Annotated in this window: 9 protein-coding genes and 1 tRNA gene; 6 read left to right on the top strand and 4 right to left on the bottom strand. The window is 65.0% G+C overall.

Annotated elements, in window-relative coordinates; genetic code table 11:
* Positions 1-185: 185 nt before the first annotated feature.
* The 6 genes from IVB13_RS02845 (at position 186) to IVB13_RS02820 (ending at position 6,899) form a co-directional block, all read left to right on the top strand.
* Positions 186-821, top strand: coding sequence for an ATP-dependent Clp protease proteolytic subunit (locus IVB13_RS02845; protein WP_007611005.1), 636 nt, complete (start codon positions 186-188; stop codon positions 819-821).
* Between the two features lie 440 nt (positions 822-1,261).
* Complete coding sequence (gene clpX, locus IVB13_RS02840; protein WP_007603503.1) at positions 1,262-2,533, top strand: ATP-dependent Clp protease ATP-binding subunit ClpX; 1,272 nt, start codon at positions 1,262-1,264, stop codon at positions 2,531-2,533.
* Positions 2,534-2,854: 321 nt separating this feature from the next.
* Positions 2,855-5,278, top strand: coding sequence for an endopeptidase La (lon, locus tag IVB13_RS02835; RefSeq protein WP_018455109.1), 2,424 nt, complete (start codon positions 2,855-2,857; stop codon positions 5,276-5,278).
* 87 nt (positions 5,279-5,365) lie between these two features.
* Positions 5,366-5,770 (top strand): GFA family protein, encoded by a 405-nt coding sequence (locus tag IVB13_RS02830; RefSeq protein WP_018455108.1) that lies wholly within the window; start codon positions 5,366-5,368, stop codon positions 5,768-5,770.
* A 63-nt stretch (positions 5,771-5,833) separates the two neighbouring features.
* Positions 5,834-5,910: transfer RNA gene (locus tag IVB13_RS02825), tRNA-Val, on the top strand.
* 128 nt (positions 5,911-6,038) lie between these two features.
* Positions 6,039-6,899 carry a methyltransferase domain-containing protein gene (locus IVB13_RS02820; RefSeq protein ID WP_085353363.1) on the top strand — a complete coding sequence of 287 codons (861 nt, stop codon included), beginning with the start codon at positions 6,039-6,041 and terminating at the stop codon, positions 6,897-6,899.
* Positions 6,900-7,026: 127 nt separating this feature from the next.
* Here IVB13_RS02820 and IVB13_RS02815 read toward each other — a convergent pair whose 3' ends face one another.
* From IVB13_RS02815 to ihpA, 4 genes are read right to left on the bottom strand one after another with little or no spacing between them, the layout of a single operon-like run.
* Entirely contained in the window at positions 7,027-7,989 is a 963-nt protein-coding gene (locus tag IVB13_RS02815) for a cation diffusion facilitator family transporter (protein WP_162496492.1), read from the bottom strand.
* Positions 7,990-7,991: 2 nt separating this feature from the next.
* The gene (locus IVB13_RS02810) at positions 7,992-11,210 is read right to left on the bottom strand and encodes a CusA/CzcA family heavy metal efflux RND transporter (RefSeq protein WP_247336876.1); all 3,219 of its coding nucleotides are present in this window, start codon (positions 11,208-11,210) and stop codon (positions 7,992-7,994) included.
* Positions 11,203-12,192 carry a divalent metal ion exporter adaptor subunit IhpB gene (ihpB, locus tag IVB13_RS02805; protein WP_204511355.1) on the bottom strand — a complete coding sequence of 330 codons (990 nt, stop codon included), beginning with the start codon at positions 12,190-12,192 and terminating at the stop codon, positions 11,203-11,205. The genes IVB13_RS02810 and ihpB overlap by 8 nt, the downstream gene beginning before the upstream one ends.
* Entirely contained in the window at positions 12,189-13,463 is a 1,275-nt protein-coding gene (gene ihpA / locus IVB13_RS02800; protein WP_247487591.1) for a divalent metal ion exporter subunit IhpA, read from the bottom strand. The genes ihpB and ihpA overlap by 4 nt, the downstream gene beginning before the upstream one ends.
* Between the last annotated feature and the right edge of the window lie 54 nt (positions 13,464-13,517).

Here is a 13,517-nt window from a genome sequence, read left to right as displayed (position 1 = left end):
CCGCACTTGTCAGGCGCGAATTGGGCTATATCTGTCGCTACGCCCTCTGCTTCTGCCAAGTGCCTCTACCAAGTTCTTCTGCCAAGTTCCTGCATCACGGGACGTCCATCGGCCTTCCGGCAGATCCAGCCCCGACTGGCAGCCGGGCCTGGCGATGTCCGCCTCTTCAAAACCCTAGGTGACTCATGCGCGATCCGGTTGAAACCTACATGAACCTCGTGCCCATGGTGGTCGAGCAGACCAACCGTGGCGAGCGCGCCTACGACATTTTCTCGCGCCTTCTGAAAGAGCGCATCATCTTCCTGACCGGGCCGGTCGAGGACGGCATGTCGACGCTGATCGTCGCGCAGCTGTTGTTCCTTGAGGCGGAAAATCCGAAGAAGGAAATCTCGATGTACATCAACTCGCCGGGCGGCGTGGTGACGTCGGGCCTCGCGATCTACGACACCATGCAGTTCATTCGTCCGCCGGTCTCGACGCTGTGCACCGGCCAGGCCGCCTCGATGGGCTCGCTGCTGCTCTGCGCCGGCGAGAAGGACATGCGCTTCTCGCTGCCGAACGCGCGCATCATGGTGCATCAGCCCTCCGGCGGCTTCCAGGGCCAGGCCACCGACATCATGCTGCACGCCCAGGAAATCCTGAACCTGAAGAAGCGGCTCAACGAGATCTACGTGAAGCACACCGGCCAGACCTACAAGGCGATCGAGGACGCGCTGGAACGCGACAAGTTCCTGACCGCGAGCGACGCCAAGGAGTTCGGCCTGGTCGACAGGGTGATCGACAAGCGCGCCGAGGAAACCGCGTCGCCGAAGACCCCGTAGCACTACTGTGCCGGCAATCCCTCTGGGACCGCGGGCACATCAGGGAGCGTTCACGTTAAGGACACGTGCGCGCGTCGCAAAACGCACTTTTGCGCCCTGCGACAGGCAGAAAGTTCCGCTTTCGTGCTTGTTTTTCGTGGCAATCCAGCAACGCCGGGGTGATTTCGATCACTTCGCCCGTGCCAAGACCGGAAATCACGGTATTGTCACGGGTAGCCGGCGACCCCCGATTAGCGAATTCTTGATAGTCGGGTGCCAGCATGGTTCGCTATGACTGATCGGCTATGATCGCGGGGAATCGAATGACCGCGATTCGCACGGCATGTAACGCGTAGGGTCTTTTTTGGTACGGAATTTGCTCTATTTGAAGGACTGTACCGGCTGTCGTGCCGGAATAGGGCGATCGAGCGGACGGGATCGAACCGCGGACGGAGACATGAATGAGTAAGGTCGGCACGAGCGACTCCAAGAACACGCTGTATTGCTCGTTCTGCGGCAAGAGCCAGCACGAAGTGCGCAAACTGATCGCGGGTCCCACGGTCTTCATTTGCGACGAGTGCGTTGAGCTCTGCATGGACATCATTCGCGAGGAGAACAAATCCTCGCTGGTGAAGTCGCGCGACGGGATTCCGACGCCGAAGGAAATCTGCAAGGTGCTGGACGATTACGTGATCGGCCAGAACCATGCGAAGAAGGTCCTCTCGGTCGCGGTGCACAATCACTACAAGCGCCTCAACCACCAGACCAAGCACAACGACGTCGAGCTTGCGAAGTCGAACATCCTGCTGATCGGTCCGACCGGCTCGGGCAAGACGCTGCTCGCGCAGACGCTCGCCCGCATCCTGGACGTGCCGTTCACGATGGCGGATGCGACGACGCTGACCGAAGCCGGCTATGTCGGCGAGGACGTCGAGAACATCATCCTGAAGCTGCTCCAGGCCGCCGACTACAATGTCGAGCGTGCCCAGCGCGGCATCGTCTACATCGACGAAATCGACAAGATCAGCCGCAAGTCCGACAATCCCTCGATCACGCGCGACGTGTCGGGTGAGGGCGTGCAGCAGGCGCTGCTCAAGATCATGGAAGGCACGGTGGCTTCGGTCCCGCCGCAGGGCGGCCGCAAGCATCCGCAGCAGGAGTTCCTGCAGGTGGACACCACCAATATCCTGTTCATCTGCGGTGGTGCGTTCTCGGGCCTCGAAAAGATCATCTCGGCACGCGGACGTTCGACCTCGATCGGTTTCGCCGCTCAGGTGCTCGCACCGGAAGACCGCCGCACCGGCGAAATCTTCCGTCATGTCGAGCCTGAGGATCTCCTGAAGTACGGCCTGATCCCGGAATTCGTCGGCCGTCTGCCCGTCGTGGCGACGCTGGAGGATCTGGACGAGGCTTCGCTCAAGAAGATCCTGGTCGAGCCGAAGAACGCGCTGGTGAAGCAGTACCAGCGGCTGTTCGAGATGGAGAACATCGAGCTGACCTTCGCCGACGAGGCGCTTGGCGCGGTTGCCCGCAGGGCGATCGAGCGCAAGACCGGTGCGCGGGGGCTGCGTTCAATCCTCGAGGCGATCCTGCTCGAGACCATGTTCGACCTGCCGGGCCTCGAAGGTGTGGAAGAAGTCGTGATTTCCCGCGAAGTCGTGGAAGGAACGGCGCGTCCGCTCTACATCTACGCCGATCGGTCCGATCGCGCCGTCGAGAACGCCAGCGCCTGATTTCGGCGCTGGAACGCTCCAATCGTCTCCTCAAGCAGGGGCTGCGGAAAGTATCTCCGCAGCCGGTGTTGCGTCGCTTATTGCGTGCGTAAGCGCCTGATGGCGCGCGTCTTTCAATGACTTGACACCCCCCGGGTCGATAGCCACCTAATGTCGGCGGCGAGTAAAAATTCTCTTCAAGATTCGCCTCAGTTCCGATTCGGCAAGCCGGTCCAACCTCAAAAGGAGCGATCGGTATTGCGGGTCACCTCGGCACCTTGTGGCGGTTGCGCATGAGCATGGCGGGCTGCGTGCAAGGGGGCAAAGCAAAAGGAAAAGGCCATGACCAATCCAAAACCCAGGCCAACCATCGTCCATGGCGAAACGCACGCCTATCCCGTGCTGCCCCTGCGCGACATCGTCGTCTTCCCGCACATGATCGTTCCGCTCTTCGTCGGCCGCGAGAAGTCGATCCGCGCGCTCGAAGAGGTGATGAAGAACGACGCGCTGATCATGCTCGCGACCCAGAAGAACGCGTCCGACGATGATCCGGCACCCGATTCCATTTACGAGACCGGTACGCTTGCCAGCGTGCTCCAGCTCTTGAAGCTTCCCGACGGCACTGTGAAGGTGCTGGTCGAAGGGCTCGAGCGGGCGCGCGTGCAGAAGTACACCGATCGCGCCGACTATTACGAAGCGACCGCGATTGCGCTCGCCGATACCGATGCGAAGTCGGTCGAGGCGGAGGCCATGGCGCGCTCCGTCGTGTCCGACTTCGAGAGCTACGTGAAGCTCAACAAGAAGATCTCGGCCGAGGTCGTCGGCGTCGTGCAGGCGATCACCGATTTTGCCAAGCTCGCCGACACCGTCGCCTCGCATCTCGCCGTCAAGATCGCGGATCGCCAGGGCATCCTGGAGACGCTGTCGGTCACGCAGCGCCTGGAGAAGGTGCTGGGCCTGATGGAGAGCGAGATCTCGGTGCTCCAGGTCGAGAAGCGCATCCGCTCGCGCGTCAAGCGCCAGATGGAGAAGACCCAGCGCGAGTACTATCTCAACGAGCAGATGAAGGCGATCCAGAAGGAGCTCGGCGACGACGACGGTCGCGACGAGCTCGCCGATCTCGAAGAGAAGATCTCCAAGACCAAGCTCTCCAAGGAAGCGCGCGAGAAGGCGCAGCATGAATTGAAGAAGCTGCGCCAGATGTCGCCGATGTCCGCGGAAGCGACCGTCGTGCGCAACTATCTGGATTGGCTGCTGTCGATTCCGTGGAACAAGAAGTCCAAGGTGAAGAAGGATCTGGAAGCCGCGCAGGCGGTTCTGGATGCGGATCACTACGGGCTGGAGAAGGTCAAGGACCGCATCGTCGAGTATCTCGCCGTACAGTCGCGCGCCAACAAGCTGACGGGCCCGATCCTGTGCCTCGTCGGCCCTCCCGGCGTCGGCAAGACCTCGCTCGGCAAGTCGATCGCGAAGGCGACGGGGCGTGAATTCGTGCGCGTCTCGCTCGGTGGCGTGCGCGACGAGGCCGAGATCCGCGGGCACCGCCGCACCTATATCGGCTCGATGCCGGGCAAGATCATCCAGTCGATGCGGAAGGCGAAGTCGTCCAATCCGCTGTTCCTGCTGGACGAGATCGACAAGATGGGCGCCGATTTCCGCGGCGATCCGTCCTCGGCGCTGCTCGAGGTCCTCGACCCCGAGCAGAACGCGACCTTCAACGACCACTATCTCGAGGTCGACTACGATCTGTCCAACGTGATGTTCATCACGACCGCGAATACGCTCAATATTCCGGGACCGCTGATGGACCGCATGGAGATCATCCGGATCGCGGGCTACACCGAGAACGAGAAGGTCGAGATCGCGCGCAAGCACTTGATCCCGACCGCGGTGTCCAAGCACGGCCTGGACTCCAAGGAGTTCTCGATCGACGACGACGCGCTGCTGCTTCTGATCCGCCGCTACACCCGCGAAGCGGGCGTGCGCAATTTGGAGCGTGAGCTCTCCACACTCGCCCGCAAGGCGGTGAAGGAGCTGATGATTTCCAAGAAGAAGTCGGTCAAGATCACCGAGAAGACTCTCGAAGAGCTTCTGGGCGTGCCGAAGTACCGCTACGGTGAGATCGAGAGCGAGCCGCAGGTCGGCATCGTCACCGGCCTTGCCTGGACCGATGTCGGCGGCGAGTTGCTGACGATCGAAGGCGTCATGATGCCCGGCAAGGGCAAGATGACGGTCACGGGCAATCTGCGTGACGTGATGAAGGAATCGATCTCGGCGGCGGCGTCCTATGTCCGCTCGCGCGCGATCGTCTACGGCATCGAGCCGCCGCTGTTCGACCGGCGCGACATCCACGTGCACGTGCCGGAAGGCGCGACGCCGAAGGACGGTCCGTCGGCGGGCGTGGCGATGGCCACCGCGATCATCTCGGTCATGACCGGCATCCCGGTCCGCCACGATGTCGCGATGACCGGCGAAATCACGCTGCGCGGCCGCGTGCTGCCGATCGGCGGCCTGAAGGAGAAGCTGCTGGCTGCTGCCCGCGGCGGCATCAAGACGGTGCTGATTCCTGAGGACAACGCCAAGGATCTCACGGAGATTTCCGATGCGATCAAGGGCGGCATGGAGATCATCCCGGTCTCGCGCCTCGACGACGTCGTCGCCAAGGCGCTGGTCAAGAAGCCAGTGCCGATCGTCTGGGAAGAGGACACCAAGGTGACGGTGAAGCCGGACGGCGACGAAGCCGCCGGCGGCCTGACCGCTCACTGAGATCGCAGCTCGAAAAAGATGATAAAACGGCGCCTTCGGGCGCCGTTTTTTTGTGGGGCATTTTGTTTTGGGCAGCGGATGACGACAATGCACATCGACGGGCAATGCCATTGCGGCGAGATTACCTTTGAAGCCGAGATCGACCCGGAGACGGTGTCGGTCTGCCACTGCACCGATTGCCAGACACTGACCGGCTCGCCCTTCCGGGTGACGGCCGTCTGTTCGGGCGCCGAAGTCCGCCTGACTGCCGGCACGCCCAGGATCTACGGCAAGCGCGGCGACAACGGCCGGATGCGCTTCCAGCACTTTTGCGCCGACTGCGGTTCCCCGCTGTTCACGAGCGGCGACGGCGACCAGGAGGACGATTGGGGCATCCGCTGGGGCAGCATCCGCCAGCGCGACAAATTGCGGCCCGTCAGGCAGATCTGGTGCCAGTCGGCGGCGGTGTGGATCGACGCGGTGCCGCTGCTGCCGGGCCGGCCACAGGATTGAGGCCCTGGAATTGGCGTTCCGCGCTTGCCCGTTCGGGGCCGGTAGGGATAAAGAAGCGGCGAGGGGCGGTTAGCTCAGCTGGTTAGAGCATCTCGTTTACACCGAGAGGGTCGGGAGTTCGAATCTCTCACCGCCCACCAGCCTTTGCTCGCTTCGCGAGCTTCGGCTCGGCGAGCCAGCCTCACACGTTATTGGCGCGAAGCGAACGAAGGCTGCCGCGCCGAAGCCGATAGGCGCAGGCGGGCGATACCGAGCCACAGAGGCCCTGATGCAACAACCAAGCGGACACGAGCAGAACGCCGATCAGATCGCCTACTGGAATGGCCCCAGCGGGCAGCGCTGGGCCGATCGCCATGCGGCGCAGGAGAGCCTGCTGGGACCCATTGCCGACGTGCTGATCGCCCGCGCCAGGCCGAAGCCGGGCGAGCGCGTCCTCGACATCGGCTGTGGCTCCGGTGCGACGACGTTCGCGTTCGCGAAGGCTGTCGCGCCTGATGGCTTTGCGCTCGGGCTCGACGTCTCCGAGCCGATGCTGTCGCAGGCGCGCGCGTTTGCGCCAAAAGGCCTGCCGCTCGATTTCGTGCTGGCCGATGCGACGGTGCATCCGTTCGAGCCGGCGAGCTTTGACCTGCTGGCCTCGCGGTTCGGCGTGATGTTCTTCGCCGATCCCATCGCGTCTTTCACCAATCTCCGCCGCGCGCTGAAGCCGACGGGACGGTTGGCGTTTGCCTGCTGGCGCGAGCCGAAGGAAAATCCGTGGATGATGGCGCCGCTTATGGCGGTCTACAAGCACGTTCCCAAGATGCCGCCGGTCGGGCCGGAGGAGCCGGGCCCGTTCGCCTTCGCCTCCGAAGAGCGCGTGACGCGCATCCTGAAAGGCGCGGGCTTCGTCGACGTCGCGATGGAGCCGCACAATCTCGCGATGGACGTCGCGATTGGCGGCGGGCTCGATGCCGCGGTCGAAGGCTCGCTCCAGATCGGCCCGGCGAGCCGCGCGCTGCAAGGGCATCCGCCGGAGACCTATGCCGCGGCAAAAGCCTCGATCCGCGAGACGCTCGCGCCGTTCCTGAAGGGTCAGAGCGTGGCGCTCCAGGGCGCGATCTGGATCGTGACGGCGAAGGCGGCGTAGGCGTCGCTCTGTCCCCATCATTGCGAGCGCAGCGAAGCAATCCAGACCGTTCTCCGCGGAGGCAGTCTGGATTGCTTCGTCGCTTCGCTCCTCGCAATGACGATGGGGACGCAGCAACGCAACTACCTCACACCACGTCATCCGGCGCCAGCGCGCAGCCATTGTCCGGATGCGTCTCGATCTGAAGCGTGGTGTGGCCGATGCGGTGGGAGCGCTTCAGCATCTGCGCCGTCTCCATCAGGAAGGCATCGCCGGCGCCGGTGGGCATGACGAGGTGGCAGGTCAGCGCCGTCTCGGTGGTCGAGATCGGCCAGACGTGGAGATCGTGGATCGCAGTGACGCCGGGCCGCTCCAGCAGAAGGATCTTGATCGCGGCAATGTCGGTGCCCCTGGGCGCCGCCGCCATCGACATGTCGATGGAGCCACGGAGCAGGCTGGTGGTGCTCCAGAGGATGGTGGCGCAGATGACGAGGCTGGTGACGGGATCGAGCCAGAGCCAGCCGGTCCAGATGATCAGCGCCGCCGAGATGACGACGCCGAGCGAGACCGCGGCGTCGGCCGCCATGTGCAGATAGGCGCCTTCGATGTTGATGTCGTCCTTGCGACCGCGCGCGAACAACATGGCGGTAAAACCGTTGATGAGGATGCCGATGCCGGCGACCACCATCACGGTGATGCCGGCGACCGGCTCCGGCTCCCGCAGGCGCAAAATCGCTTCCCAGCCGATCGCGCCGGTTGCGACCAGCAGGAACACCGCGTTCGCCAGCGCCGCCAGGATGGTGGAGGCGCGCAGGCCATAGGTGAAGCGGCCGCTGGGCGCGCGCCGCGCCGCGATCGACGCGCACCAGGCCACGACCAGGCCGAGCACGTCGCTAAGATTATGGCCGGCATCCGCAAGCAGAGCCGTGGAGTTGCCGATATAGCCGTAGACGGCCTCCGCCGCGACCAGCGCGGTGTTGAGTGAGATGCCGATTGCGAACGCCTTGCCGAAACTGGCGGGCGCATGGGCATGGGCGTGGCCACCATGATCGTGATCATGGCCGTGGCTATGATCATCGTGATGATGGCCGTGATGGTCGTGGCTGCCCACCTCTATCGCTCCCTGGACGCTGCCAAATCAGGCGCCATTGTAGGCGTTTCGGCAGCCCCGTCACGGCGGAACAGCACGTAGAGCGCCGGCAGCACCAGCAGCGTCAGCACGGTTGAGGAGATGATACCGCCGATCACCACAGTCGCGAGCGGCCGCTGCACCTCGGCGCCGGCCCCGGTGGCAAGAGCCATCGGCACGAAGCCGAGGGACGCGACCAGCGCCGTCATCAGCACCGGACGCAGGCGTGTCAGCGCGCCCTCGCGCACCGCGTCGGTAACGGGTTGGCCCTCGCTGCGCAGCCGCTCGATGAAGGCGATGATGACGAGCCCGTTGAGGACAGCGACGCCCGACAGTGCGATGAAGCCGACGCCGGCGCTGATGGACAGCGGAATACCGCGCAGCAGCAGCGCCATGACGCCGCCGGTCAGTGCCAGCGGCACGCCGGAGAACACGAGCGCCGCATCAGCCGCCGATCCCATGCCCATGAACAGCAGCAGGAAGACCAGCAGCAGCGCCAACGGCACCACGAGCGTCAGCCGCTTGGTGGCGGAGACCAATTGCTCGAACTGTCCGCCCCAGCCGATCCAGTAGCCCGGCGGCAGCTTGACCTTCTCCGCGACGGCTGCCTCGGCCTCGGTGACGAAGGAGCCGAGATCGCGCGCGCGGACATTGGCGGTGACCACAATGCGCCGCTTGCCGTTCTCGCGGCTGATCTGGTTCGGGCCAGGCGTCGCTTCGACGGTTGCGACCGACGACAGCGGCACATAGCGCATCTGGGCAAGGGGAGGGGCGGGCAATGCGGTCCGGATTGGCGCGCCGATTGCTGCTTCCTCACCCGGCGGCAGCGGGATCGGGATCGCCCGGATGACCTCGAGATCGCCGCGCAGATGTTCCGGCAGGCGCACGACGATGTCGAAGCGGCGGTCGCCCTCGAACAGCTTGCCGGCCGACTTGCCGCCGACCGCGATCTCGACGATGCCCTGCACCTCGCTGATGCTGAGCCCATACCGGGCGAGCGCCTGGCGGTCGAGGCGGACGGTGAGGATCGGCAGGCCCGAGACCTGCTCGATCTTGACGTCGCTGGCGCCGCGGATGCCGCGGATCGCGGCTTCGACCTGTTTTGCCGCGCCTTGCAGGATCTCGAGGTCGTCGCCGAAGATCTTGACGCCGACGTCGCTTCGCACGCCGGAGATCAACTCGTTGACGCGGAACTGGATCGGCTGGGAGATCTCATAGGCGCTGCCGGGGATGTCGTCAGCGGCACGGGCGATGGCCTCGATCACCTCGGCCTTGGAGCTGCCAGGGTCGGGCCATCCGGCGCGCGGCTTCAGCATGATGTAGCCGTCGGTCTGTGCCGGCGACATCGGGTCGGTTGCGATCTCGGCGGTGCCGATGCGGGTGAAGAACTCCTTCACCTCCGGAATCTGCTTGACGCGCTTTTCCAGCGCCTTTTGCAGGTCCAGCGACTGGGTCAGGCTGGTGCCGGGAATCCGGATCGAGGCCAGCGCGACGTCGCCTTCGTCCAGGCTCGGGATGAACTCGCCGCCCATGCGCGCGGCGGCAACGCAGCTTGCGACCACGATGATGGCGGCCATGATTGCGACGCCGAGGCGATGGTCGATCGCCAGCCGGAGCACGGGGAGATAGGCGCGCTTCGCCAGCCGCATGAACAGGTTTTCGTGTTCGGACACCTTGCCGGTGACGAAGATGGCAACCGCCGCCGGCACGAAGGTGATGGAGAACAGCACCGCGGCACCCAGCGCCATCAGCACCGTCAGGGCCATCGGCGTGAACATCTTGCCCTCGACGCCGGTCAGCGTCAGCACCGGCAGGTAGACCACTGCGATGATCAGCGTTCCGAACAGGCTCGGCTTGATCACCTCGCTCGACCCACTCCGGATCGCGCGCAGCCGTTCGGAGATCGTGAGCAGGCCGCCTTTCTCGCGCTGGACCTCGGCCAGCATGCGCAGGCAGTTCTCGACGATGATCACGGCGCCGTCGACGATGATGCCGAAATCGATTGCACCCAGGCTCATCAGGTTCGCGCTGACCTTGGTCTCGACCATGCCGGTGACCGTCATGGCCATGGACAGCGGAATGACGCAAGCCACCACCAGCGCGGCGCGGATGTTGCCGAGGATCAGGAACAGCACGGCCACGACCAGGGCCGCGCCTTCCAGCAGATTGCTCTCGACGGTGCGGATGGTGGCTTCGACCAGATCGGTGCGGTCGTAGACGGTCCGCGTCACGACGCCGTCGGGCAGCGATTTGGCGATATCCTCCAGCCGGGCCGCGACACGGCGCGCCACGGTGCGGCTGTTCTCGCCGATCAAAAGCATGGCGGTGCCGAGCACGGTTTCCTCGCCATCGCGCGTTGCGGCTCCCGTGCGCAAATCGCGGCCTTCGGTGACGGTCGCGATATCCCTGATCCTGACGGGATTGCCGCCGCGCGAGCCGATGACGATGTCCCTGATTTCGCCGACATTGCCGACCTGGCCCGGCGAGCGAACCAGATATTGCTCGCCGTTGCGCTCGATATAGCCGGCGCCGACATCGGCATTGTTGGCGGCGAGCGCCGTCATGACGTCGCGAAAGCCGAGCCGGTAGGCCATCAGCTTGCCGGGATCGGGGAGCACATGGAATTGCCGCTCGAAGCCGCCGATGGTGTTGACCTCGATCACCCCCGGCACGTTGCGAAGCTGCGGCTTGATGATCCAGTCCTGCACGGTGCGCAAGTCGGTCAGCGAATAGTCGTGGCCGCCTTGCGTCTTCGCGCCCGCCTTGGCCTCGACGGTGTACATGAAGATTTCGCCGAGCCCGGTCGAGACCGGTCCCATCGCGACCTCGACGCCGGCCGGAAGCTGGTCCTTCACCTGCTGGATCCGTTCGCCGACGAGCTGGCGGGCAAAATAGATGTCGGTGCCGTCCTTGAAGACGACGGTCACCTGACTCAGGCCGTAGCGCGACAGCGAGCGCGTGTAGTCGAGCTTGGGCAGCCCGCCCATCGCGGTCTCGACCGGGAAGGTGATGCGCTGCTCGGTTTCCAGCGGCGAATAGCCGGGGGCGCGGGTGTTGATCTGGACCTGGACGTTGGTGATGTCAGGCACGGCGTCGATCGGAAGGCGTTGGAAATTCCACGCTCCGAAAGCGACGGCGCCGAGCGCGAGCAGCAGGACCAGCCAGCGCTGCTGCAGCGAGACCGCGATGAGACGCTCAATCATGCTCGGCCTCGCCCTTGCCCATCTCCGCCTTCACGACGAAGCTGTTTTCCGCGACGTAATGCTCGCCGGCCGATAGACCGGCCTTGATCTCGACATGGCGCGGGTCGGAATCGCCAAGCTCCACCGGGCGCGCCTCGATCTTGTCGCCGTCCTCACGAACGAACACGATAGTCCTGTTCTCCAGCGTCTGGATCGCGCTTTTGCGCACCGCGACCGCGACGTTGCGGGCGGCGAGGATCAGCCGTGCCGTGACAAACAGGCCGGGACGCAAGCGCCCGTCCGGATTTGGCAGCACCACGCGCGCCAGCGCCGTCTGGGTCTCGCTCGAGCCGATCGGGGCCATGTAGGCGATCGTGCCCTTGATCTCGCCGCGGCCGTCGTCGGGATCGATCAGCACCTCGTCGTTGAGACGAACGCGCCGCAGATCCTGGCGATAGATCGACAGATCGACCCAGATGGTGGAGAGGTCGGCGACGACGAAGGCCGGCTTCTGCTCGGAGGCGTATTCGCCGAGCGAGATCTGCCGCTCGATGACGGTGCCGGCAAGCGGCGCCTTGAGCTCGTAGACGGTGAGGCTCTGGTTGCTCTCGATCGCGGCGAGCAGATCGTCCTTGCCGACCTCGTCGCCGATGCGCTTCTGGATCGATTTGGCAACGCCGGGAAAGCGCGGCGTCACCTGCACCACGGCTTCCTGGTTGGCGCGCAGGATGCCGTTGAAGGCGAGCGTGTCGGTCAGCGTGACGCTCCCGGCTTCCGCCAGCGTCACGCCGGCGGCGGCAAGCTTGACGTCGGAGATGCGGATCCGGTCGGCACCGTGCTCGTCCTGCTCGACATGGTCGTTCGGCTTCTCCGGCTTCTTGTCCGCGGCGTGTTCGGCATGCTCGACCCTGGCCGGGCCGAGCAGGGAATAGCCGTAAGCGCCAAGTGCGACGCCAAGTGCGGCGGCAACGAATGCGACGAGGATGGTGGAGGACGTCTTCATCGTGCGCTCTCCCGCGCCAGCGTAAAGGGATTGCCGACGAGCCCTTCGATGGTCGCCACCCCCGCGTGGAAATTCTGCAGCGCCTCCTGCTCGCGCAGCCGCGCCTGGGCGACGCTGGCCTGGGCATCGAGCACTTCGAGCAGGCTGAAGCGGCCCTGGCCGTAGCCTTGCGCGATGGCGTCCGAGGCTTCGGTGGCCTTGGGAATGGCGCTCTCGCGCAGCACCGCGAGCTCGCGCAGCGAGCCCTGCAGCGAGTCGTAGGCGCGGCCGGCGACCACGATCAGCGTGTTGCGGTTGGCCTCGCGCTCGGCCTTGGTCTTGGCGAGGCTTTCCTGGGCCGAAAGGATATTGCCCTGGTTCTGGTCGAACACGGGGATCGGCACCGAGACGGTGAGGCGCGCCGCGTCGTCATTGGTCTCGTTGAAATGGCGCCAGCCGGCGGCGATCCGCACGTCGGGATAGGGCCGTAGCCGCGCCAGCAACAGCTCGGCGTTGCGCTGGGCATAGATCGCGGTCCAGCGCACCAGCTGCGGATTGGCATCGATCGCGGCGACGACCGACTGGAACGTCGGCGGCCGGCCCATGGTGTCGAGCCGTCCGGAGACCTCGCCGAATTTCGGTGCCGCGTCGCCCATCAAGACCGCAAGCTCGCGCCGGGCGCTGGCCAGCGTCGCCTTGAAGCGCTCGCGGTCGGCCTTCACCAGTGCGGACGCCACCTCCGCACGGCCGGTCTCGGCCGGCGAGGAGGCGCCGGCCTCGACGCGTCGGCTCAAAAGCGGCGTCAGCCGGTCGATGGCGGTGATCTGCTCGTCGAGGATCTGGATGCGCCGCTGTGCGCCGAGCACGCTGAGGAAGGCGATCGCGGTCTCCGACAGCACCTCCAGCCTGACGGCTTTGCGCTGGATCGCGGCGACCTCGATGCCGGCGACGCCAGCTGCAATCCGCGCGTCGCGCTTGCCGAACAGCTCGAAGGCCTGGCTGATCTGGAGCGTGGTCTCGGCCGATCGTGTGCCGCGATAGATGCCGGACCCGAACGAATTGTCCTGTTCGTAGGTCAGTTCCGGATTGAGAAGCGCACCTGCCTGGATGCGCTGGCCCGTGGCGATGCCGACATCGCGCTCCGCCGCGGTCAGCCGCGGGCTCGCGGCCAGCGCGCGCGAAAGCGCGCTCCGCATCGTCAGAGTCTGGGCGTGAGATGGCGCAAGCGCCGATCCGGCAATCAGACACGCTGCCGCGCACGCCAGGCGCGCGGCCATTCCCCTGAAAAACATGAAACCGACCTGTGAGGATGAACCGAATGGACGCTCGTGGCGCCCGACCAATCC

Origin of the sequence: Bradyrhizobium sp. 17 (assembly GCF_023073515.1) — a bacterium.
Lineage (GTDB): Bacteria > Pseudomonadota > Alphaproteobacteria > Rhizobiales > Xanthobacteraceae > Bradyrhizobium > Bradyrhizobium canariense_D.
Note: the sequence above shows the minus strand (reverse complement) of the source record. Positions and strands in the feature narration are given on the sequence as shown.

Excerpts from the sequence above, each read along its gene's own strand:
- lon (WP_018455109.1), top strand. The coding sequence starts at position 2,855 with ATGACCAATCCAAAACCCAGGCCAACCATCGTCCATGGCGAAACGCAC.
- IVB13_RS02830 (WP_018455108.1), top strand. The coding sequence starts at position 5,366 with ATGCACATCGACGGGCAATGCCATTGCGGCGAGATTACCTTTGAAGCC.
- clpX (WP_007603503.1), top strand. The coding sequence starts at position 1,262 with ATGAGTAAGGTCGGCACGAGCGACTCCAAGAACACGCTGTATTGCTCG.
- ihpA (WP_247487591.1), bottom strand. The coding sequence starts at position 13,463 with ATGTTTTTCAGGGGAATGGCCGCGCGCCTGGCGTGCGCGGCAGCGTGT.
- IVB13_RS02845 (WP_007611005.1), top strand. The coding sequence starts at position 186 with ATGCGCGATCCGGTTGAAACCTACATGAACCTCGTGCCCATGGTGGTC.
- IVB13_RS02820 (WP_085353363.1), top strand. The coding sequence starts at position 6,039 with ATGCAACAACCAAGCGGACACGAGCAGAACGCCGATCAGATCGCCTAC.
- ihpB (WP_204511355.1), bottom strand. The coding sequence starts at position 12,192 with ATGAAGACGTCCTCCACCATCCTCGTCGCATTCGTTGCCGCCGCACTT.
- IVB13_RS02810 (WP_247336876.1), bottom strand. The coding sequence starts at position 11,210 with ATGATTGAGCGTCTCATCGCGGTCTCGCTGCAGCAGCGCTGGCTGGTC.